Origin of the sequence: Streptococcus sanguinis (genome assembly GCF_003943655.1) — a bacterium.
Classification (GTDB): Bacteria; Bacillota; Bacilli; order Lactobacillales; family Streptococcaceae; genus Streptococcus; species Streptococcus sanguinis_F.
This window is the reverse complement of the sequence record NZ_RJMM01000003.1, coordinates 177223-197692: the sequence shown is the minus strand read 5'-3', so window position 1 is coordinate 197692 and position 20470 is coordinate 177223. Positions and strand designations below refer to the sequence as shown.

The window sequence follows — 20470 nt, the reverse complement described above, 5'->3', positions numbered from 1 at the left end:
AAATAATATAGATTTAAATCCAATTGTGTCTTATCACATAATAAGAGAAGTCGTTGATAGTGATATCTGTGATGTTGATGTTATAAATAAACTAAAAGAAATTTCAGTCAGACTTTCGATGGAAGATTCAGTTTTAGGTCCAATTTGTTTGGAGCATATGTCCTTAGCCGCATTAAGAAAATTAGGGATTGACTTAAGAGAAACAAAAAATAGTTCAGCTATTTCTGATTACGACTGGGGATAGTTGATAAATTTTATCACGAAAATGGGTGGTGAGTATATAAATTATTTTTTCAAACATGGAAATCAATTTAATAATTTACAGTCTAATTCTAAAAAATATTTGCAAAATGTAAACGAAGTCTTCAGAAATGGAATACAGATTAAGATAGATAAAAATACCTCGCATAAACGAAAAACTAGAGCAGTCATTGAACTGCTCTAGTTTTTATAAAGTCTTTTCTGGGTCTCTGACCACCAGCAAGTCAACCTTGGCGTGGCGCAGGATATATTCGGAGGAAGAACCGACTAGCAGCCGTTCAAAGGCATTGAGACCGGTAGCACCAACCATAATCAGATCTACCTTGTGCTCTTCTGGGATATCTGTAGCCAAGAGAGTCTTAGGATTGCCCATCTCAATGACAATGTCAACATACTTGATACCGGATTTTTGAGCCTTTTCTTTCAGCTCTGCTGTCAGCTTTTTGGCATCTTCCTGCAAGTCCTCATAGACATCTGCATCAAAGGTTGAGACACTTTGCAAAGCTCGGGTATCAATGACATGGGCGATGGTGAGACGAGAGCCGTTTCGGAGAGCCACGTTAACGCCCTTTTCAAAGGCTAGTTCGGATTCATGAGAACCATCCACAGCAACCATAATGTTTTCATATTTCTGAGTCATAGAGCTACCTCCTTTAAAATGGTCGGCAAAGGACGTCGAATCATTCACAGAATGATTGNGATGACCAAAAATCAATCAGTCCATAACGTCCAAGGGATTTGCAACTATTTTCTTGTTTCTATTGTAACCCTTTTCAGAAAAAAAGTAAAGATAAAATGAAATGCTGTCAGGAAATTGCAAGCTGAGAAAAAGTCCTTTACTTTGAGGAATTAGAAGAAGAATGGCGCTTTGTATCCTATGATTCTCTTTTTAATTACCTGAAAAGCGAGTTTATTTTTTGTTGTCAATCGCTTTTTCTGGTGGTATAATGATAACATTCTGATGAATAGAGGAAAAATAAGAATGAAAGAATTTGACAAGTCCAGCAAGCTGGAACATGTTGCTTATGATATTCGCGGTCCGGTTTTGGATGAAGCTATGCGCATGCGGGCCAATGGCGAAAAGATTCTCCGCCTCAATACAGGGAATCCGGCTGAATTTGGTTTTACCGCTCCGGATGAGGTTATTCATGATTTGATTATGAATGCTCGTGACAGTGAAGGTTACTCTGACTCCAAGGGAATTTTTTCAGCCCGTAAGGCTATCATGCAGTATTGCCAGCTTAAGAATTTTCCTAATGTAGATATTGATGACATTTATCTGGGAAATGGTGTCAGTGAGCTGATTGTCATGTCCATGCAGGGACTTCTGGATGACGGAGATGAGGTGCTGGTACCAATGCCAGACTACCCACTCTGGACAGCTGCAGTCAGTCTGGCTGGTGGGAATGCTGTTCACTATGTCTGTGATGAGCAGGCAGAATGGTATCCAGATATTGACGATATTAAGTCAAAAATCACATCTAATACCAAGGCTATCATTATCATTAACCCTAACAATCCAACGGGAGCGCTTTATCCTAAGGAACTGCTGCTGGAGATTGTGGAAATTGCTCGCCAAAATAATCTCATTATCTTTGCGGATGAAATTTATGACCGCATGGTGATGGACGGCAATGTCCATACGTCTGTGGCTAGTCTGGCTCCTGATATCTTCTGTGTCAGTATGAATGGTCTTTCTAAGTCGCACCGAATCGCAGGCTTCCGTGTTGGCTGGATGGTATTATCTGGACCTAAGCACCATGTTAAGGGGTATATCGAAGGGTTAAACATGCTCTCCAACATGCGCCTGTGCTCCAATGTCTTGGCTCAGCAAGTCGTCCAAACCTCACTTGGCGGTCACCAATCTGTGGATGAACTGCTTTTGCCAGGTGGTCGTATCTATGAGCAGCGTAATTTCATCTATCAGGCTATTCAGGACATCCCGGGACTGTCAGCTGTAAAACCTAAAGCTGGTCTCTATATTTTCCCGAAAATTGACCGGAACATGTATCACATCGACGATGATGAGCAGTTTGTCCTTAATTTCCTCAAGCAGGAAAAAGTCCTTCTCGTCCATGGACGAGGCTTTAACTGGAAGGATCCAGATCATTTCCGCATCGTTTATCTGCCTCGAGTAGATGAGCTAGCTCAAATCCAAGAAAAAATGACGCGCTTCTTGCGCCAATATCGCCGTTAATAAGCGGATGTTACAAAAAGGCTGGAAAATATTCCGGCCTTTTTCTTATCAATCTTACATATTTTTTAGTCTTATGCCTGTCTTTGAATTGAAAAAATAAAAATCAAGATGCTCTGGAAAACGAATTTGAGATCGATTAGTAAAAATTATAGGCGGCTTTACCGACATTTTTTAGGAATTTGTCCAACATTTTTTATGTATCTGTCCAAAAATGCTTAAAAAAATGTGTTAGCGTCTTCCTTCCAGAAGACAAACATGATAGAATGTGTTTGTCAATGTTTTTAACAATGATGAAAAAGTGGAGGAGATTATATTGACAATGAAAAAGACACTTAGTGCTTTTTCTGTCAGTGCAGCGGCATTGTCTTTGGTGCTCGCAGAAGGAGTTCAGGCTGATCAATTAGTTGATAATCAGTCTTATTCTGATGCGCCCGTTAGTCAAAGCCAACCACAGGCAGAAAACACACAAAAGGATGAATCTGTTTCGAAAGAACAGGTAGATGCTGCTCAGGCTCTTGTACAAGAAGCCGACAGCAATGTTGCACAAGGGAAAGCTGATTTGGCTCAAGCTCAAGCAAATACTGCTGCCGCTCAAAGTCAGGTCGAGCAAGCACAAGCTGAAGCTAACCGGGCACAGGAGGCAGCTGATAAAGCTGGTCCGGAAGCTATTGAAACAGCTAAGCAAGAAGAGAGCAATCAAAAAGCTCAAGTGGACAGCAACAAGTCAGAATTGGCTAAAGCTGACCAAGCAACTAAGACGGCTGAAGCTGAGCGCGATGCCCAGGCAGCCAAGACTAAAGAAGCTCAAGAGCAAGCGAAAACTCAAGAAGGACGTCTTGCTAAAGCTCAAAATGACGTGAAGGAAGCTCAGGCCAACCTAAGTGGGGACGCTACAGCTAAAGCAGAAAAAAATGTGAAAGCAGCCCAAGACAAGGTGGCAGCTGACCAGTCTGCTGTTGAAACAGCTCAAGCAAAAGTAGCTACAGCTCGTCAGACTGACAGTCAGAAGCAGGCTGAGGTTGCAAAAGCTCAGACCAACCAGACTCAAGCTAAGACGGCTCGTGATGCTTCTCAAAAGAACTTGCAGGAAAAAACTGCTGCGACTGAGAAGACACAGTCAGACTTGAACCAAGCTCAACAGGCTTTGCAAAAGGCTCAAGCTGGAAAAATTACTACTGAAGCTTCTAGCAATAAAAACCGTGTGTCTATGACGCCGGAATACATTGCAGCCTTGAGAGAGCTAATCGCACCGAATTTATCAAAGCAAAAAACTAATGAGATTCAAAATAGACTGGCTGCACTTAATGCCAGTGCTAAGGCTCTCAATCGTTATGTAGCAGATCCTACAGATAGCAAAGCTTTGATTGATACCAACAATATTCCACAGAATGTTCGTCAGGAACTTTCACAGTTTGCTTCAGAACTCATCAACCAGTTGCGTGCTCAGATGGGAACAGGCGAAGTAGTTGTGACACCGTCTTCAATTGATTTCGCTGATAAGGTGGCGACAGAATACCGCAAAGACAACTGGAACTGGGATTTGATGGAGAAATACCATCACGATGCTAAAGCAATTAACCGCGTAGCGCGTGAATATGGTTTAATGACCACAAGTGCTGAGCAAGAGAGCAAAGGTCTCCAGTATTATGAAAACGCTTATATTTGGAGAGAAAAAGCTGGCCAAATGAGTGTGGCTGAAATGAAGAGACGAATCTATGATTCCGTTGTTGAATTCATGTTTAATGGCTATGAATGGCTGCATGCTACATCTATCTCTGGTCTCAATACTGGTCGTCAGAAAAACTATCTGGGTGTTGATTTCTCAATGGAAAGCGACATCACTATGGCTCATTTCACTATGGTGTCAGAAGATCAGGTCAAATATGCCAGCAAAAAGAACTTCAATGACAGCCCGATTACAGGCAAAGCTGCAACAGCAAAAGTAGATCCGCAGGAAGTAGCTCAGGCTCAAACTGCCTATGACGCTGCCTTCAAGGCTAATCAACTGGCTCTGGCATCTAAAGGAGTTGCTCAAACCACTTACAATCGGAAGGCTGCAGCTCTAGAACAAGCCAACCAGCAACTGGCTCAGGCCCAAGCTCAAGCAGGTGAGTCAGCAACTGCTCAGGCTCAAGCAGCTCTTGCTGCAGCTCAAGAGAAGTTGGCAGCTGATCAAGCGGCTTTAGCAGTAGCACAAGTAGCCCTGCAAAACTCAAACTTGGATGACAAGACTAAAGCAGAAAAATTAACTCAGGCCCAAGAAGCTCTGACTGCTGTTCAAGCGACAGTTGCCGCAGCTCAAGAAGCTCTAAAAACTGAATCAGATAAGTTGGCTCAGCTAGACGCAGCTTTGAATGCAGCAAAAGAAAGAAAGACTACTCTTGAAAAAGCTGTTACAGATGCTGAAGCAGCTTTGCAAATGGCTAAAGAGTCATTGTCAAATCTTGAAAATGCAGAAGAAAACTTGGAACAAGCTAAAACTAAACTAGCCGCAGCTCAGGCTGCTTACCAAGCAGCTCTTACAGCCCAAACAGATCAAGAAGCAAAAGTAGCAGTTTTAACTGCAGTTCAAGCACAAGCTAAGGCGACATACGACTTGCTAGCTCAAACATATGCTGAGCAAAATAAGGAAGAAGATATTCGTTATTACCAATCTGTTTTGGCTCACACAGAGGAGCGTTTCGCTCGCTCTCCGCTTACTGGACAAGCAGGAGATCCTCAGCATACAGCTCTTGGAACTACTGGAAATGCTGGAAGTGCTAGCCCTGGAAATCATAAGCAGGCAGCTGCTTCAGGTCATGCCTTGCCTAAGACAGGGGAAAACTCTTCTTGGCTCATTTTTGCAGGCCAAATGCTTCTGCTCATGGCTATGAAATTATTCTACAAGAAACGTTCTCTTGATTAGAAAGAACAAAAGCAATCAAAAACAGTCAAATTCTTGACTGTTTTTTGTTTAATATGGCTTGATATATCAAGTCATATACTTGAAAAATTCTTTATTTTATGGAATTGTATGTAATTGTTTTTCAATAAAAAATTTTCAGATAATTATTGAAATTTCACTGCTTTTATGTTACAATGAAGCTAATAAATATGAGGTAAAAATATGGCCGATTTACTAGAAAAAACACGAAAAATTACGTCTATTCTGAAACGCTCGGAAGAGCAGATGCAGGAAGATTTGCCCTATAATGCTATTACGCGCCAGTTGGCTGATATTATCCACTGCAATGCCTGCATTATCAATAGCAAGGGACGTCTTCTAGGCTATTTCATGCGCTATAAGACCAATAATGACCGCGTAGAAGCTTTTTTCCAAGATAAGAATTTCCCAGAGGAGTATGTCCAAGAAGCCAACCTGGTTTATGAAACGGAGGCTAATCTGCCGGTTACGCATGATTTGACGATTTTTCCGGTAGAGACCAAGGACGATTTTCCAGATGGCCTGACTACTATTGCTCCCATCCATGTTTCAGGGATTCGTTTGGGCTCATTGATTATCTGGCGCAATGACAAGGAATTTGCGGACGATGATCTGATTTTGGTTGAGATTGCCAGCACAGTGGTTGGTATCCAGCTGCTTAACTTCCAGCGGGAAGAGGATGAGAAAAATATCCGCCGCCGGACAGCTGTGACCATGGCGGTCAATACTCTGTCTTACTCAGAACTGAGAGCTGTTTCAGCAATTTTGGGAGAGCTCAATGGCAATGAAGGCCAGCTGACAGCATCTGTCATTGCTGACCGTATCGGGATTACCCGCTCAGTGATTGTTAATGCCTTGCGTAAGCTGGAGAGTGCAGGGATTATTGAAAGCCGCTCGCTGGGAATGAAGGGAACTTATCTAAAAGTCCTGATTCCGGATGTCTTTGATGAAATTAAAAAGAGGGACTACTAATGGCTAAAGCACTGATTTCCATTGATTATACAGTTGATTTTGTCGCAGATGAGGGCAAGTTGACAGCAGGAGCGCCCGCTCAGGCAATTTCTGAAGCCATTGCTCAAGTGACTGAGGCAGCTTTTGACAGAGGCGATTATATCTTCTTTGCTATTGATGCCCATGATGAGAATGATGCCTTTCACCCAGAAAGCAAGCTGTTTCCGCCTCACAATATCAAAGGAACTAGCGGTCGCAATCTTTATGGTCCTTTGGCTGATTTTTATGACAAGTATCAAGCAGATTCGCGGGTCTTTTGGATGGATAAGCGACATTATTCTGCTTTTTCTGGTACGGATTTAGATATCCGCCTGCGGGAAAGAAAGGTAGATACGGTTATTTTGACAGGGGTCTTGACGGATATTTGCGTCTTGCATACAGCGATTGATGCCTATAATCTTGGTTATCAGATTCAGGTGGTAGAGCCAGCTGTAGCTTCTCTGTCAGAGGAAAATCACAAATTTGCCTTAAACCACTTGCAAAATGTTCTGGGTTCGACTATAATAGATACAATTTAAGAGTAAAAGAGAAGCAGAGTAGGCTTGCTGACTTGCACAGAGAGTGCTGATAGCTGAGAGCAGTACCAAGAAAGCAAAAACCGAAGAACATGTTTCGTAATCTTTTGTGTGATTAAGCACAAACGTCGCTCACGTTACGAGTTCAGAGGCTGCCTTTTAGGGCGGCGAATAACAGTGGTACCACGGCTTTCGTCTGTTTTAGAGACGGAAGCTTTTTATTTTGCAGTAGGTCCAGTGAAGACGATGGGGAAATATAGCTAATATCCTGAACAATAGGGCGGAGCTACTAATTGTTTTGAAAGGGAAAGAACATGAAAGAAATTTTTATCGGAAACTATGGTTTAGAACAGGTCGGACAGACCATGACCGCAACTGGCTGGGTGGCCAATATCCGCAATCACGGTAAGCTGGCCTTTATTGAATTGCGGGATCGCGAGGGCTTGCTTCAGGTCTTCGTTGGCGGTGAGATTGAAGATTTTGCTAAGCTGGAAGACATTGGCAAAGAGGATGTCATTGCAGTGACGGGGCAAGTGGTTCAGCGGGAAGAGCGCTTTGTCAACAAGGCCATCAAGTCTGGCCAGATTGAGCTGAGGGCAGAGAAGATTGAGGTTATTGCTAGCAGTAAGGCCCTGCCTTTTGAGCTGGACCAGCATGCCCATACAGGGGAAGACCTGCGTCAGAAATACCGCTACCTGGACTTGCGGCGTGAGAAGATGACACATAACCTCAAACTGCGTCACCAGGTCACCTCAACCATTCGGGAATATTTGAACCGTTTGGACTTTTTGGAAGTGGAGACGCCTTATCTGACCAAGTCAACTCCTGAAGGAGCTAGGGATTTCTTGGTGCCTAGTCGGGTCTTTAAAAACCAATTCTACGCGCTGCCTCAGAGCCCTCAGATGCTCAAGCAGTTACTGATGGGCGCTGGCCTCGAGCGCTATTATCAGATTGTTCGTTGTTTCCGTGACGAAGACCTGCGGGGGGATCGCCAGCCAGAGTTTACCCAGGTGGACTTGGAGCTGAGTTTTGCCAGCGAGGAAGAAATCCGAGCTCTGGTTGAAGCTATGCTCAAGGCTGTCGTCAAGAAAACTCACGGTTTAGAGTTGACAGAAGCTTTTCCGACTATCAGTTATGAAGAGGCTATGAGCCGCTTCGGCTCTGATAAGCCGGATACGCGCTTTGGTCTGGAGCTAAAGAATTTGACGGATTTATGCCAGTCCAATGACTCTCTTCTCATCAAGAAAGCCTTGGATAGCCAAGAGGAAGTGATGGGAATTTGTGTGCCGGATGCGGCTAGCGCTTTTAGTAAGAAACAACTGAGTCATTACTATCAGGAAATGAAGGAATTTGGCTGCAGTCGTTTTGCCAGCCTCAAGGTTGAAAATAGTCAGTTAGTTGGTGATTTGGCTAGCACCTTTGAGGCTGAGAGTCGGGATTTACTAGCACGTTTTGAGGCCAAGGATGGAGACCTCATACTGCTAGTCATGGCCAAGAAGCGTCGGGCTCAGGAAGCTTTAGGACATCTGCGTATAGAAGTCGCGAAAGCTTTAGATTTGATTGATCCGAGTCTGCTTCATTTTCTCTGGGTTGTGGATTGGCCGCTGCTGGAGTGGAATGAAGACCAAAACCGCTATCAAGCCATGCACCATCCTTTCACACAGGGCATTTTTGAAGAAGGTCAGGAGCCAGATCAATTCCGCAGTCACGCTTACGACATCGTCTTGAATGGCTATGAAATCGGCGGTGGGAGTCTACGGATTCATGACAGGAAGGCTCAGGAAGCGATGTTTGAGCTATTGGGCATGAGCCGGGAAGACTATGAGCGGGACTTTGGTTTCTTCCTGGAAGCCTTAGAATACGGCTTCCCACCACACGGCGGCTTGGCTCTAGGCTTGGATCGCTTGGTTATGATTTTGGCTGGGGAAGAAAATATCCGGCAAGTCATCGCCTTTCCGAAAAATGGTACTGGCTTTGACCCTATGCTGGAAAGTCCGAGTTTGGTAGACCAAAGACAGCTCAAAGAACTGCATTTGGAATTGAAGAATTAGCCTGAAATATGGTAAAATGAAATGATGCGAATTCCTGAAGAATGGCAGGAAGAAGCTGAAGAAAAGAGCTAGTGGATGGCAAATAAATCAGCGTTCCTAGCTTGTCAAAGTAAAGGTGAGCTGAAGCTTGGAAATATAGATGTCATCTAGAAATTCTTATTTTCAGTCGCTAAAGCTCACATATCTTATGAAAGGAATCAGAGATGAAGATTACTCAAGAAGAAGTAAGTCACGTAGCAAAGTTGTCAAAACTGGCTTTTTCACCAGAAGAAACTGCTGAGTTTGCGACGACCTTAACCAAGATTGTTGACATGGTCGAATTGCTCAATGAAGTGGACACGGAGGGTGTGCCTTTCACTTCTAATGTAGCTGCCAATATCAACTATATGCGAGAAGATGTGGCTCAGCCAGGCTGGAACCGGGAAGAGCTTTTCCAAAATGTACCTGAAAAAGAGCGGGGCTACATCAAAGTGCCTGCCATCCTAGATGACGGAGGAGATGCCTAATGACTTTTAATCACAAGACTATTGAAGAGTTGCATGATTTGCTGGTCAAGAAAGAAATTTCTGCGGTAGAGTTAACTCAGGCAACTTTGGCAGATATCAAAGAACGTGAAGCAGCTGTGGACAGCTTCATTACTGTCAGCGAAGAGGAGGCTTTGGCTCAGGCTGCGGCTCTAGATGCCAAGGGTATTGATGCAGACAATCTTATGAGCGGCATTCCACTGGCAGTTAAGGACAATATCTCAACCAAGGGAATGTTGACGACGGCTGCTTCTAAGATACTCTACAATTACAAGCCGATTTTCGATGCGACTAGTGTAGAGAAGCTTTACGGTAAGGACATGATTATCGTTGGTAAGACCAACATGGACGAGTTTGCCATGGGGGGATCCAGCGAAAACTCTTACTTTAAGACGACTAAGAATGCTTGGGACAGCAGCAAGGTTCCTGGTGGATCATCTGGTGGTTCAGCGACAGCTGTTGCCTCTGGTCAGGTTCGTCTGTCACTGGGTTCAGATACGGGGGGTTCTATTCGTCAACCGGCTTCCTTTAACGGTGTAGTCGGCCTCAAGCCAACCTACGGTCGGGTTTCTCGTTTTGGTCTCATTGCTTTTGGTTCTTCTTTAGATCAGATTGGGCCTTTCTCTCAGACAGTGAAGGAAAATGCTCAACTTTTGAATGTTATTTCTGGTAATGATCCTAAGGACTCTACATCATCACAAGAAGCAGTGTCAGACTTTACCAGCAAGATTGGCCAAGACATCAAGGGTATGAAGATTGCCCTGCCTAAGGAATACATGGGTGAGGGAATTGACAGCAAGGTCAAGGAAACGATTCTGGCAGCGGCGAAGCACTTGGAAAGTCTAGGAGCTATCGTTGAAGAAGTTAGCCTGCCTCACAGCAAGTACGGCGTGGCAGTTTACTATATTATTGCTTCTTCTGAAGCCAGCTCTAACCTGCAACGTTTTGACGGTATTCGCTATGGCTACCGCGCAGAAGGTATTGAAAATCTAGAAGATGTCTATGTCAAATCTCGCAGTGAAGGCTTTGGTGAAGAGGTGAAACGCCGCATCATGCTGGGAACTTTCAGTTTGTCATCTGGTTACTACGATGCCTACTTCAAAAAAGCTGGTCAGGTTCGGACCTTGATTATGCAGGATTTTGCCAAGGTATTTGAAAAATATGATTTGATTTTAGGCCCAACTGCACCAACTGTAGCTTATGACTTGGGCAGTCAAAACCAAGATCCAGTGGCCATGTATCTGGCAGACCTTTTGACCATTCCAGTCAATCTAGCTGGTCTGCCGGGCATTTCAATCCCGGCTGGCTTTGTAGATGGTCTTCCTGTCGGCTTGCAGCTGATTGGTAATCACTTTGATGAAGCGACTATCTATCAGGCAGCCGCAGCATTTGAAGCGACGACTGACTACCACAAACAGCAGCCAGTTATCTTTGGAGGTGAAAAATAATGAACTTTGAAACAGTTATCGGACTGGAAGTCCATGTTGAATTGAAGACCAATTCAAAGATTTTCTCACCGGCTCCAGCTCACTTCGGTGAAGATCCCAATGCCAACACCAATATCATTGACTGGTCATTCCCAGGTGTTTTGCCTGTTATGAACAAGGGTGTTATCAACTATGGTATCAAGGCTGCTCTGGCTTTGAACATGGATATTCACCAGAAGATGCACTTTGACCGCAAGAATTACTTCTATCCGGACAATCCCAAAGCTTATCAAATTTCTCAGTTTGATGAGCCGATTGGCTACAATGGCTGGATTGAGATTGAGCTAGAAGATGGCACGACCAAGAAAATCCGTATCGAGCGGGCCCACTTGGAAGAAGATGCCGGAAAGAATACCCACGGTAGTGACGGCTATTCTTATGTGGACCTAAACCGCCAAGGGGTACCATTGATTGAGATTGTATCTGAAGCGGATATGCGCAGTCCAGAAGAAGCTTATGCCTATCTGACTGCTCTCAAGGAAATCATCCAGTACACGGGCATTTCTGATGTCAAGATGGAAGAGGGCTCCATGCGGGTGGACGCCAATATTTCCATCCGTCCTTATGGCCAGGAAGAATTTGGCACCAAGACTGAGCTGAAAAACCTTAACTCCTTCAACTTTGTCCGCAAGGGTCTGGCATTTGAGGAAAAACGCCAAGCAGAAATCCTACGCAGCGGCGGTCAAATCCGTCAGGAAACCCGTCGTTATGACGAAGCAACTGGCGAAACCCTACTCATGCGGGTCAAGGAAGGTTCAGCGGACTACCGTTACTTCCCAGAGCCTGATCTACCGATCTTTGAGATTGAGGATGCTTGGATTGAGCAAGTACGTAGCAGCTTGCCAGCCTTTCCAAAAGAACGACGTGCCAAATATGTGGGTGACTACGGTCTGTCTGACTATGATGCCAAGCAGCTGACAGCGACGAAGGCTGTGTCAGACTTCTTTGAAGCAGCTGTTGCCGCAGGTGGTGACGCTAAGGCTGTCTCTAACTGGCTCCAAGGAGAAGTGGCTCAATACCTCAATGCCGAAGGCAAGACTATCTCTGAGATTGAGCTGACACCTGAGAATCTGACTGAGATGATTGCTCTGATTGCAGACGGAACGATTTCCTCTAAGATTGCTAAGAAGGTCTTTGTTCATCTAGCCAAAAATGGCGGCTCTGCTAAAGAGTATGTGCAGAAAGCAGGCCTGATTCAAATCTCAGATCCTGCCCAGCTTCTTCCAATCATCCAAGAAGTATTTGCCAACAATGAAAAAGCCATCAATGACTATAAAGGCGGCAATAAGAATGCTGCTAAATCCCTGATCGGTCAGCTCATGAAGGCCACCAAGGGTCAAGCCAACCCACAAGTAGCACAAAAACTGCTCAATGAAGAGTTGGAGAAATTGTAGAAATAAGTAGAAAACCAGTCAAGAGGCTGGTTTTTTATCTTTTCTTTAGCCATCAGTTGTGTTAAAATAATAGAAAAAACAAAGGAGTCTTTTATGTCAGAAATTAAAATCAAACGCGAGACAGGTTTTGTAGGGATTATTGGGAAGTTTCCAATCTTTATCAATGGTCAGAAAGTTGGCGCAATCAAAAACGGAGAAGAGGCTGTTTTTCCAATCGCAGCTAATGAAGCAGAAGTCCGTGCTGGATCTGCTCCTATGAAAACTAAGCCAGTGACAGTTAAATCAGGGCAAACCTTGCTGATTGAAACAAATTTTACTAATTTTTCTATTTGCTTGGGAACTTTAGTAGTTGCTTTTCTATTTGGTGGATTGCTTCGTGCGATTCTCTTGATTCTTTCTATTGTTTTAATGTTCCTTCTTCCTTTCTACTCTGCTAGAATTGCAGAATAAACTTGATACCAGCAGATGCTGGTTTTTTGTATGTTATTTTTTGAAAATGTAGCTAATCTTTTGACAAGATTTCTGAAAGGGTTTACAATAAAACTAACAAATTATAAAGCGAGGTATGTTTATGGCAAAAATGAATGCTGCGCGTTGGTATGGCGCTAAAGATGTTCGTATTGAAGAAGTGGATGTACCGGAAGTCAAACCACATCAGGTTAAAATTGCTGTCAAGTTCACAGGAATCTGTGGAACTGACTTGCATGAATACTTGGACGGACCGATTTTTATTCCGACAGAAACAGAGCATATCTACTCTGGGCAGAAAGCGCCTGTGACATTGGGACATGAGTTTGCTGGAGAAATTGTTGAGGTCGGCAGTGCCGTGACACGGGTCAAAGTTGGCGACCGGGTGACAGTTGAGCCCATTTTGGCTAAGCATAATCTTGTCGGTGATTACAATCTGGACCCTAATCTAAACTTTGTCGGTTTGGCGGCGGACGGTGGTTTTGCCAAATACTGTGTTTTGGACGGAGACATTGTTCACAAAGTTCCAGACAGTCTTAGCTATGAGCAGGCAGCCTTGACAGAACCTGCTGCTGTGGCTGTTTATGCAGTTCGTCAGTCGGCTCTTAAGACGGGCGATACAGCGGTTGTCTTCGGTTTGGGACCAATTGGGCTCTTGATTATTGAGGCTTTGCGGGCAGCCGGTGCCTCTAAGATTTACGGAGTTGAATTATCTCCAGAACGCCAAGCCAAGGCTGAGGAGCTTGGGGCAATCATTGTGCGTCCAGAAGAGGACGAAGATGTGGTAGCTGCTATTCATCGTTTAACTGGCGGCGGGGCAGATGTGTCTTATGAAGTAACTGGAGTGCCGGTTGTGCTGGGACAGGCTTTGGCTGCTGTTCACAAGGCCGGAGAATGTATGGTGGTTTCTATCTGGGAGCGAGAAGCCAGCATCAACCCTAATGAATTTGCCATTCAAGAAAAAACGCTCAAGGGTATTATCGCCTATCGGCATATTTTCCCTAAGGTGCTGGAACTGATGGAGCAGGGTTATTTCTCTGCTGACAAGCTTGTGACCAAGAAGATTAAGTTGGAGGATATTGTGCAAGAAGGATTTATCGAGCTGACTCAGGACAAAGCTCAGATCAAGATTTTGGTATCGCCAGAATAAATCCTTGCTTAATAATGAGATGAAAATCAGTCAAATCGGGCTGATTTTTCTTTGTGGTTTGTGCTATAATAAGCAAAAATATAGAAAGAGGTTTGGGGTGCGGTTCAATTCAACTTCTTTTTATTTGGAGAACATTTTCCAGAAAAAATCGATGATATAGGTCAGTCCGTAGGTATAGATGACGAGAGTGATGGGCTTGCAGAGAAGGATAATCAGCATGTACTTTTTGAAAGTCATCTTGGTCAGAGCAGCCAACATGCAGAGAAAGTCGGCTGGACTGATGGGCCAAATCATCATAAAGATAAAGAAGCGCTCAAAGCGATTACCCTTATCCAGCCAGCCGATGTATTTATCATAGGTGCGCTTGCTGACGACGGATTGGACAAAGGCTGGACCATAGGTGCGCGCTAGATAAAATATCAAGGCGCAGCCAATGACAATGCCGATATAGTTATAAATGGTGCCGACGATATGGCCATAGATGAAAACACCAGCGACAGAGGTTAGGGCGCCAGGTATAATGGGCACGACCGTCTGTAGAATCTGCAGGAAGATAAAGAGAGGAGGTCCCCAGATGCCAGCCTGCTGGATAAAGGCTGAGAGAGTTTCCTTGGATTGGAGGACGCCAGCGAAATAGGCCCAGAGACAAAAGGTCACCGTTCCTAGAGCGCCAATGGCGGACGACCAGTTGATAATCTTTTGCAAAAGAGGGGAAACAGCCTGCATCTGCCTGTTTTTTTCTGCCATACAAACCTCCAGAACATTTATACTATCACCACTATAATATCATCTTTTTTCCTTTTTGTAACACTTGAGGCTGTAAGTGCCAAAAAGCCTATTTTATGCTATAATAATGAGAATACGAATTTTTGGAGAGAGATGTGGCGATTGAAGATTATATGCCGGACTTTGCGGTCGAGGCAGTTTACGATTTGACAGTAGAGAGTTTGAAAAGACAGGGGATCAAAGCGGTTTTGGTGGATTTGGATAATACCCTGATTGCTTGGAATAATCCTGACGGGACCCCAGAGATGAAGAAGTGGCTCCATGATTTGCGGGATGCAGGCATTCGGATTATCGTGGTGTCCAATAATAACCAAAAACGGGTCAAGCGAGCTGTTGAAAAGTTTGACATTGACTATGTCTACTGGGCCATGAAACCCTTCACTTGGGGAATTGACCGGGCGCTCAAGCTTTTTCATTTTAAAAAAAAGGAAGTGGTCATGGTGGGCGACCAGCTCATGACGGATATTCGAGCTGCTCATCGGGCCGGAATTCGTTCGATTTTGGTTAAACCACTGGTTGAGCATGATTCTATCAAGACCCAGATCAATCGGGCGCGTGAACGCCGTGTGCTCAAAAAAATCACTGAAAAATACGGTCCAATTCAATACAAAAAAGGAATTTAAGCATGGAAGAACTTCTCTGTATCGGCTGCGGAGCCACTATTCAGACAGAAGATAAGGGCAAGCTGGGCTACACGCCTCAGTCAGCTCTAGAAAAAGGCTTGGAGACAGGTGAACTCTATTGTCAGCGCTGTTTCCGCCTGCGCCATTATAATGAAATCAGCGATGTCCAGCTGACGGATGATGACTTTCTGCGGCTTCTGCATGAGGTTGGAGATAGCGACGCTTTGGTCGTCAATGTTGTCGACATTTTTGACTTTAATGGCTCGGTCATTCCTGGCCTGCCTCGCTTTGTCGCTGGAAATGATGTTCTCTTGGTCGGAAATAAAAAGGACATTCTGCCTAAGTCGGTCAAGGATAGCAGGGTGACCCAATGGCTGACGGAGCGGGCTCACGAAGAAGGCCTGCGTCCAGTCGATGTGGTATTGACTTCTGCTCAGAACAAGCAGGCCATCAAGGAATTGATTGACAAGATTGAGTATTGCCGCAAGGGACGTGACGTTTATGTGGTCGGAGTGACTAATGTAGGCAAGTCCACTTTGATTAACGCCATTATTCAAGAAATCTCGGGCGACAAGGATATTATTACGACTTCGCGCTTCCCGGGAACAACTCTGGATAAAATCGAGATTCCTTTGGCGGATGGCAGTCATATCTATGATACGCCGGGCATTATCCATCGTCACCAGATGGCTCACTATCTTTCTGCTAAGAATCTCAAATACATCAGTCCCAAAAAGGAAATCAAACCCAAAACCTACCAGCTCAATCCTGAGCAAACCCTCTTTTTGGGTGGTTTAGGCCGTTTCGATTTTGTGGCAGGAGACAAGCAAGGCTTCACAGCTTATTTTGATAATGAGCTTAAGCTCCACCGGACCAAGTTGCAAGGTGCTAGTGGCTTTTATGACAAGCATGTCGGCAGTCTCTTGGTGCCGCCAGTTGGCAAGGAAAAGGAAGAATTTCCAGCCTTGGTCAAGCATGAATTTACCATCAAGGACAAGACAGATATTGTCTTTTCGGGTCTAGGCTGGATTCGCGTCAGTGGTCCTGCTCGAGTAGCTGGCTGGGCACCCGAAGGCGTGGCAGTTGTCACTCGCAAAGCGATTATCTAATACTCAAGACACCAAGGGGAAGAAATTCCCTTAAAATAAGGAAGGAAAAGGCCATGAGCAGTGGGGAAAAGCAGGTCCCAACTGTCTCAAGCCTTATAGAAGAACATGACACTAACATCAAAACAACGCGCCTTTCTCAACAGTCAGGCACATAGCCTCAAACCCATCATTCAGATTGGGAAAAATGGACTCAACGACCAAATCAAAACCAGTGTCCGTCAGGCGCTGGATGCACGAGAGCTGATCAAGGTTACGCTCTTGCAAAATACGGATGAGAATATCCACGAGGTCGCTGAGATTCTGGAAGAGGAAATCGGAGTGGATACGGTGCAGAAGATTGGCCGGATCTTGATTCTCTACAAGCAGTCCAGCAAAAAGGAAAATCGCAAACTCTCTGTCAAAGTCAAGCAAATTTAAGAACAAATTTCTGTGGAGATATCAGCCTATGGCTATTGAATTACTGACCCCCTTTACCAAGGTGGAATTAGAACCAGAAGTTAAAGATAAGAAACGCAAACAGATTGGCATACTAGGTGGGAATTTCAATCCTGTCCACAATGCTCATTTGGTCGTGGCGGATCAGGTCCGGCAACAGTTAGGTTTGGATCAGGTTCTGCTCATGCCAGAGTACGAGCCGCCCCATGTAGATAAGAAAGAGACCATCGATGAACAGCATCGGCTGAAGATGCTGGAGTTGGCTATCAAGGGCATTGCAGGTCTAGGGATTGAGCCCATTGAGCTGGAACGGAAGGGAATTTCTTACAGCTATGACACTATGAAACTGTTGACAGAGCAGCATCCAGATACGGACTATTACTTTATCATTGGTGCGGATATGGTGGATTATCTGCCTAAGTGGTACCGGATTGATGAGTTGGTTGAGCTGGTTCAGTTTGTCGGTGTTCAGCGGCCGCGCTACAAGGCGGGGACTTCTTACCCTGTCATCTGGGTGGATGTACCCCTTATGGATATTTCCTCCAGTATGGTACGGGATTTTCTGGCTCAGGGACGGACTCCTAATTTCCTGCTGCCTCAGCCGGTGCTAGACTATATCGAGAAAGAGGGGCTTTATCTATGACCTATGAAAGATATATCAGTATGGGCCGTGAGGCCTTGCTGGCTAAGATGGAAACAGTCATGCCCGGGAAGCGCCTGCGGCATTGTCTGGGTGTGGAAAAGGCTGCCCGTGAATTAGCGGAGCGCTTCGGTCTTGATGTCGAAAAAGCGGGTCTTGCAGGCCTTCTACACGATTATGCGAAAAAGGTCTCGGATGAGGAATTTCTGGGCTTGATTGACAAATACAAGCTGAATCCTGACCTGAAAAACTGGGGCAACAATGTCTGGCATGGCATGGTGGGCATTTACAAGATTCAGGAAGACTTAGGCATCGAAGATGCTGAGATTCTGCGAGCCATCGAGATCCATACGGTGGGCAGTGGCACCATGTCTGAGCTGGATAAGGTCGTCTATGTAGCTGACTACATTGAGCACAACCGGGACTTTCCGGGAGTGGACAAGGCTAGAGAGCTGGCTCAGCGGTCGCTCAATCTAGCTGTGGCCTATGAAACAGCAAGGACGGTGGAGCATTTGGCTCACAAGGGGAAGCCCATCTATCCCCAGACCTTAGAGACTTACAATGCCTTTGTAGGATATTTGAAGGAAATAGAAGAAAATTAAAGAGGAACTATGAAAGAACAAGAATTATTGGAACTGGTTGTGAAGGCGGCCGATGAAAAGCGTGCAGAAGATATTGTGGCTTTGGACTTGCAAGGTCTGACTACTGTGACAGATTACTTTGTTATCGTCAGCTCGATGAATAGCCGTCAGCTGGATGCAGTAGCTGAAAATATCCGTGAGAAAGCTGCAGCGGCGGGTGTTTCTGCTGGTCATGTTGAGGGTGATGCAGCTGGCGGCTGGGTGCTCTTAGACTTGGGCGGCGTGGTTGTCCATGTCTTTTCAGAGGAGATGCGGGCGCATTACAATCTGGAAAAGTTGTGGCACGAAGCAACTGGTGTGGATGTTGCGGCCTTATTAGAAGAAAAAAACAAGTGATTTTTTGCCCTTAGGCAGAAAGCAGAATTTAGCTCAGTCAGCCTGCTGGCTGGGCTATTTTTGAAAGGAAAAGTATGGCAACTTATGAAACCTTCGCGTCGGTTTACGATGCGATTATGGATGATTCTTTGTATGAGAAGTGGACGGATTTCAGTCTGCGTCATTTTCCCAAGGATAAGAAAAAGCTGCTGGAGTTGGCCTGTGGTACGGGCATTCAGTCTATTTATTTTAAGCAGGCTGGTTTCGAGGTGACAGGGCTGGATCTGAGTCAGGAAATGCTGGATTTGGCAGAAAAGCGTAGCAGAGAGGCCGGTTTGGACATTCCCTTTATACAAGGTAATATGCTGGATTTGAGTGGTGTCGGTCGGTTTGATTTGGTAACTTGCTATTCAGACTCGATTTGCTATATGGAGGACGAAGCCGATGTCGGTCAGGTCTTCACTCAAGTTTACCAGCATCTAAATGAGGGCGGTCGCTTTATCTTTGACGTGCACTCGATTTACCAGATTGATGAGGTTTTTCCAGGCTATTCTTATCATGAAAATGCTGAAACTTTTGCCATGGTCTGGGATTCTTATGCGGACGAACCGCCTCATTCCATCGTACATGAGTTGACCTTCTTTGTCCAAGATGAGGATGGTCGCTTCACGCGCCACGATGAGGTGCATGAGGAGCGGACCTATGAGATTCTGACCTATGATATCTTGCTGGAGCAGGCTGGTTTTAAGAATGTCAAGGTTTATGCGGACTTTGAGGACAAGGAGCCAACTGACAAGAGCGCTCGCTGGTTCTTTGTGGCGGAGAAATGAGATGACAGTTACCGGTATTATCGCAGAGTTTAATCCTTTTCATAATGGGCACAAATATCTGCTGGAGCAGGCTTCTGGTCTGAAAATTATCGCTATGAGTGGTAATTTTGTTCAGCGAGGGGAGCCGGCTATCGTGGACAAGTGGACTCGGGCACAGATGGCTTTGGAAGCGGGAGCGGATTTGGTCCTTGAGCTGCCTTTCTTGGTCAGCGTTCAGGCGGCAGACTTTTTCGCTAAGGGGGCAGTAGACATCTTAGAGAGACTGGGCATTGAACAGCTGACTTTTGGGACCGAGGAAGTGCTGGATTATGAGAGTGTTTCCAAGGTCTATGGTGAAAAGGCAGAGCAGATGGAGGCTTATCTGGCTGGCTTGCCTGATTCCTTATCGTATCCCCAGAAGACTCAGGCTATGTGGCAGGAGTTTGCAGGGCTCAATTTCTCAGGCTCTACGCCCAACCACATCTTGGGCTTGGCCTATGCCAAGGCTGTGGCGGGAAGAGATATAAAACTGTGCTCGATTCAACGTCAGGGAGCTGGCTACCATTCCTTATCAGCTAATCAAGAATTTGCCTCTGCAACTGTCCTTCGTCAGAATCTGGATCAGCTAGACTTTCTCAAAAAGTTCACTCCAGCTCATGAGCTGATTAAGATGGCACCCAAGGTGACCTGGTCGGACCTCTTTTCTTATCTCCGTTACCAGATAGTGACCTGTCCGGATTTAACAGACTTTTATCAGGTCAATCAGGAGTTGGCCGTCAGGATTAGAGTGGCCTTGAAAAGCAGTGAGACCATAGAAGAGTTAGTCGAACAGATGGCGACCAAGCGCTATACCAAGGCTCGGATCCGGCGTCTGCTGACCTATATCCTGGTCGGAGCTAGGCAAGAAGAGCTTCCGTCAGGTGTTCATATTTTAGGCTTTTCCGAGCAGGGGCGCCAGCATTTGTCCCAGCTTAAAGGAAAAGTTGAATTGGTCAGCCGTATCGGCAAGGAGCCATGGGATAGTCTAACCCAGCAGGCTGATAAGGTCTATCAGCTAGGCAATACTGCACTTAAGGAACAGAACTTTGGACGAGTTCCGATTATGAAAGACAAGTAAGGCTGAATATTCAG

The 20470-nt window shown here is 45.2% G+C and carries 21 protein-coding genes; 19 read left to right on the top strand and 2 right to left on the bottom strand.

The genetic code is table 11. From position 1 onward, the window contains the following. The coding region (locus tag D8886_RS03235) for a hypothetical protein (RefSeq protein WP_260469489.1) at nucleotides 1-244 on the top strand (244 nt) is incomplete at its 5' end. 204 nt (nucleotides 245-448) lie between these two features. Here the strand turns inward: D8886_RS03235 and D8886_RS03230 are convergent. Beyond that, on the bottom strand, nucleotides 449-901 hold the full coding sequence (locus D8886_RS03230; RefSeq protein ID WP_002896311.1) for a universal stress protein: 453 nt from the start codon (nucleotides 899-901) through the stop codon (nucleotides 449-451). A gap of 342 nt (nucleotides 902-1243) precedes the next feature. Here D8886_RS03230 and D8886_RS03220 point away from each other — a divergent pair, with 342 nt between their 5' ends. From D8886_RS03220 to D8886_RS03175, 10 genes are all read left to right on the top strand, one after another. Further along, nucleotides 1244-2458 (top strand): pyridoxal phosphate-dependent aminotransferase, encoded by a 1215-nt coding sequence (locus tag D8886_RS03220; protein ID WP_009659361.1) that lies wholly within the window; start codon nucleotides 1244-1246, stop codon nucleotides 2456-2458. Nucleotides 2459-2777: 319 nt separating this feature from the next. After that, nucleotides 2778-5363, top strand: coding sequence for an SEC10/PgrA surface exclusion domain-containing protein (locus D8886_RS03215; protein ID WP_075202658.1), 2586 nt, complete (start codon nucleotides 2778-2780; stop codon nucleotides 5361-5363). Nucleotides 5364-5564: 201 nt separating this feature from the next. Beyond that, complete coding sequence (gene codY / locus D8886_RS03210) at nucleotides 5565-6353, top strand: GTP-sensing pleiotropic transcriptional regulator CodY (RefSeq protein ID WP_002896308.1); 789 nt, start codon at nucleotides 5565-5567, stop codon at nucleotides 6351-6353. Then, complete coding sequence (locus D8886_RS03205) at nucleotides 6353-6910, top strand: cysteine hydrolase family protein (RefSeq protein ID WP_002910427.1); 558 nt, start codon at nucleotides 6353-6355, stop codon at nucleotides 6908-6910. The genes codY and D8886_RS03205 overlap by 1 nt, the downstream gene beginning before the upstream one ends. Before the next feature lie 311 nt (nucleotides 6911-7221). Further along, the gene (aspS, locus tag D8886_RS03200; protein ID WP_125331191.1) at nucleotides 7222-8958 is read left to right on the top strand and encodes an aspartate--tRNA ligase; all 1737 of its coding nucleotides are present in this window, start codon (nucleotides 7222-7224) and stop codon (nucleotides 8956-8958) included. A gap of 203 nt (nucleotides 8959-9161) precedes the next feature. Then, nucleotides 9162-9464 (top strand): Asp-tRNA(Asn)/Glu-tRNA(Gln) amidotransferase subunit GatC, encoded by a 303-nt coding sequence (gene gatC, locus D8886_RS03195; RefSeq protein ID WP_002896305.1) that lies wholly within the window; start codon nucleotides 9162-9164, stop codon nucleotides 9462-9464. Next, nucleotides 9464-10930 carry an Asp-tRNA(Asn)/Glu-tRNA(Gln) amidotransferase subunit GatA gene (gene gatA, locus D8886_RS03190; RefSeq protein ID WP_125434210.1) on the top strand — a complete coding sequence of 489 codons (1467 nt, stop codon included), beginning with the start codon at nucleotides 9464-9466 and terminating at the stop codon, nucleotides 10928-10930. Before gatC ends, gatA begins: the two co-directional genes overlap by 1 nt. Beyond that, nucleotides 10930-12363, top strand: a complete 1434-nt coding sequence (gene gatB / locus D8886_RS03185) for an Asp-tRNA(Asn)/Glu-tRNA(Gln) amidotransferase subunit GatB (RefSeq protein WP_125340494.1) — start codon at nucleotides 10930-10932, stop codon at nucleotides 12361-12363. The genes gatA and gatB overlap by 1 nt, the downstream gene beginning before the upstream one ends. A 93-nt stretch (nucleotides 12364-12456) precedes the next feature. After that, nucleotides 12457-12813 carry a hypothetical protein gene (locus D8886_RS03180; RefSeq protein ID WP_125330667.1) on the top strand — a complete coding sequence of 119 codons (357 nt, stop codon included), beginning with the start codon at nucleotides 12457-12459 and terminating at the stop codon, nucleotides 12811-12813. Between the two features lie 121 nt (nucleotides 12814-12934). Continuing rightward, nucleotides 12935-13981 carry a 2,3-butanediol dehydrogenase gene (locus D8886_RS03175; protein WP_125340496.1) on the top strand — a complete coding sequence of 349 codons (1047 nt, stop codon included), beginning with the start codon at nucleotides 12935-12937 and terminating at the stop codon, nucleotides 13979-13981. Nucleotides 13982-14101: 120 nt separating this feature from the next. Here the strand turns inward: D8886_RS03175 and D8886_RS03165 are convergent, their stop codons facing one another. Beyond that, complete coding sequence (locus tag D8886_RS03165; RefSeq protein ID WP_125434209.1) at nucleotides 14102-14728, bottom strand: TVP38/TMEM64 family protein; 627 nt, start codon at nucleotides 14726-14728, stop codon at nucleotides 14102-14104. A gap of 134 nt (nucleotides 14729-14862) precedes the next feature. On the opposite strand from D8886_RS03165, the gene D8886_RS03160 reads away from it, so the two are divergent. The 8 genes from D8886_RS03160 to D8886_RS03125 all read left to right on the top strand — a co-directional run bounded on the left by D8886_RS03160 (nucleotide 14863) and on the right by D8886_RS03125 (nucleotide 20456). Beyond that, nucleotides 14863-15390 (top strand): YqeG family HAD IIIA-type phosphatase, encoded by a 528-nt coding sequence (locus tag D8886_RS03160; protein ID WP_032907201.1) that lies wholly within the window; start codon nucleotides 14863-14865, stop codon nucleotides 15388-15390. A gap of 2 nt (nucleotides 15391-15392) precedes the next feature. Next, on the top strand, nucleotides 15393-16499 hold the full coding sequence (yqeH, locus tag D8886_RS03155) for a ribosome biogenesis GTPase YqeH (RefSeq protein ID WP_125340500.1): 1107 nt from the start codon (nucleotides 15393-15395) through the stop codon (nucleotides 16497-16499). Nucleotides 16500-16604: 105 nt separating this feature from the next. Next, entirely contained in the window at nucleotides 16605-16916 is a 312-nt protein-coding gene (gene yhbY / locus D8886_RS03150) for a ribosome assembly RNA-binding protein YhbY (protein ID WP_002896287.1), read from the top strand. 28 nt (nucleotides 16917-16944) lie between these two features. Further along, nucleotides 16945-17577 (top strand): nicotinate-nucleotide adenylyltransferase, encoded by a 633-nt coding sequence (locus D8886_RS03145; protein ID WP_125434208.1) that lies wholly within the window; start codon nucleotides 16945-16947, stop codon nucleotides 17575-17577. Continuing rightward, entirely contained in the window at nucleotides 17574-18176 is a 603-nt protein-coding gene (gene yqeK / locus D8886_RS03140) for a bis(5'-nucleosyl)-tetraphosphatase (symmetrical) YqeK (protein WP_125434207.1), read from the top strand. Before D8886_RS03145 ends, yqeK begins: the two co-directional genes overlap by 4 nt. A gap of 9 nt (nucleotides 18177-18185) precedes the next feature. Continuing rightward, nucleotides 18186-18551 carry a ribosome silencing factor gene (rsfS, locus tag D8886_RS03135; protein WP_002901020.1) on the top strand — a complete coding sequence of 122 codons (366 nt, stop codon included), beginning with the start codon at nucleotides 18186-18188 and terminating at the stop codon, nucleotides 18549-18551. Nucleotides 18552-18625: 74 nt separating this feature from the next. Continuing rightward, complete coding sequence (locus D8886_RS03130) at nucleotides 18626-19360, top strand: class I SAM-dependent DNA methyltransferase (RefSeq protein ID WP_125434206.1); 735 nt, start codon at nucleotides 18626-18628, stop codon at nucleotides 19358-19360. A gap of 1 nt (nucleotide 19361) precedes the next feature. Beyond that, nucleotides 19362-20456, top strand: coding sequence for a nucleotidyltransferase (locus D8886_RS03125; protein WP_125434205.1), 1095 nt, complete (start codon nucleotides 19362-19364; stop codon nucleotides 20454-20456). Nucleotides 20457-20470: the final 14 nt, after the last annotated feature.

What these genes read in the sequence shown, in the direction of transcription:
- D8886_RS03230 (WP_002896311.1), bottom strand. Translation starts at nt 901, where the DNA reads ATGACTCAGAAATATGAAAACATTATGGTTGCTGTGGATGGTTCTCAT.
- D8886_RS03220 (WP_009659361.1), top strand. Translation starts at nt 1,244, where the DNA reads ATGAAAGAATTTGACAAGTCCAGCAAGCTGGAACATGTTGCTTATGAT.
- D8886_RS03215 (WP_075202658.1), top strand. Translation starts at nt 2,778, where the DNA reads ATGAAAAAGACACTTAGTGCTTTTTCTGTCAGTGCAGCGGCATTGTCT.
- codY (WP_002896308.1), top strand. Translation starts at nt 5,565, where the DNA reads ATGGCCGATTTACTAGAAAAAACACGAAAAATTACGTCTATTCTGAAA.
- D8886_RS03205 (WP_002910427.1), top strand. Translation starts at nt 6,353, where the DNA reads ATGGCTAAAGCACTGATTTCCATTGATTATACAGTTGATTTTGTCGCA.
- aspS (WP_125331191.1), top strand. Translation starts at nt 7,222, where the DNA reads ATGAAAGAAATTTTTATCGGAAACTATGGTTTAGAACAGGTCGGACAG.
- gatC (WP_002896305.1), top strand. Translation starts at nt 9,162, where the DNA reads ATGAAGATTACTCAAGAAGAAGTAAGTCACGTAGCAAAGTTGTCAAAA.
- gatA (WP_125434210.1), top strand. Translation starts at nt 9,464, where the DNA reads ATGACTTTTAATCACAAGACTATTGAAGAGTTGCATGATTTGCTGGTC.
- gatB (WP_125340494.1), top strand. Translation starts at nt 10,930, where the DNA reads ATGAACTTTGAAACAGTTATCGGACTGGAAGTCCATGTTGAATTGAAG.
- D8886_RS03180 (WP_125330667.1), top strand. Translation starts at nt 12,457, where the DNA reads ATGTCAGAAATTAAAATCAAACGCGAGACAGGTTTTGTAGGGATTATT.
- D8886_RS03175 (WP_125340496.1), top strand. Translation starts at nt 12,935, where the DNA reads ATGGCAAAAATGAATGCTGCGCGTTGGTATGGCGCTAAAGATGTTCGT.
- D8886_RS03165 (WP_125434209.1), bottom strand. Translation starts at nt 14,728, where the DNA reads ATGGCAGAAAAAAACAGGCAGATGCAGGCTGTTTCCCCTCTTTTGCAA.
- yqeH (WP_125340500.1), top strand. Translation starts at nt 15,393, where the DNA reads ATGGAAGAACTTCTCTGTATCGGCTGCGGAGCCACTATTCAGACAGAA.
- yhbY (WP_002896287.1), top strand. Translation starts at nt 16,605, where the DNA reads ATGACACTAACATCAAAACAACGCGCCTTTCTCAACAGTCAGGCACAT.
- D8886_RS03145 (WP_125434208.1), top strand. Translation starts at nt 16,945, where the DNA reads ATGGCTATTGAATTACTGACCCCCTTTACCAAGGTGGAATTAGAACCA.
- yqeK (WP_125434207.1), top strand. Translation starts at nt 17,574, where the DNA reads ATGACCTATGAAAGATATATCAGTATGGGCCGTGAGGCCTTGCTGGCT.
- rsfS (WP_002901020.1), top strand. Translation starts at nt 18,186, where the DNA reads ATGAAAGAACAAGAATTATTGGAACTGGTTGTGAAGGCGGCCGATGAA.
- D8886_RS03130 (WP_125434206.1), top strand. Translation starts at nt 18,626, where the DNA reads ATGGCAACTTATGAAACCTTCGCGTCGGTTTACGATGCGATTATGGAT.
- D8886_RS03125 (WP_125434205.1), top strand. Translation starts at nt 19,362, where the DNA reads ATGACAGTTACCGGTATTATCGCAGAGTTTAATCCTTTTCATAATGGG.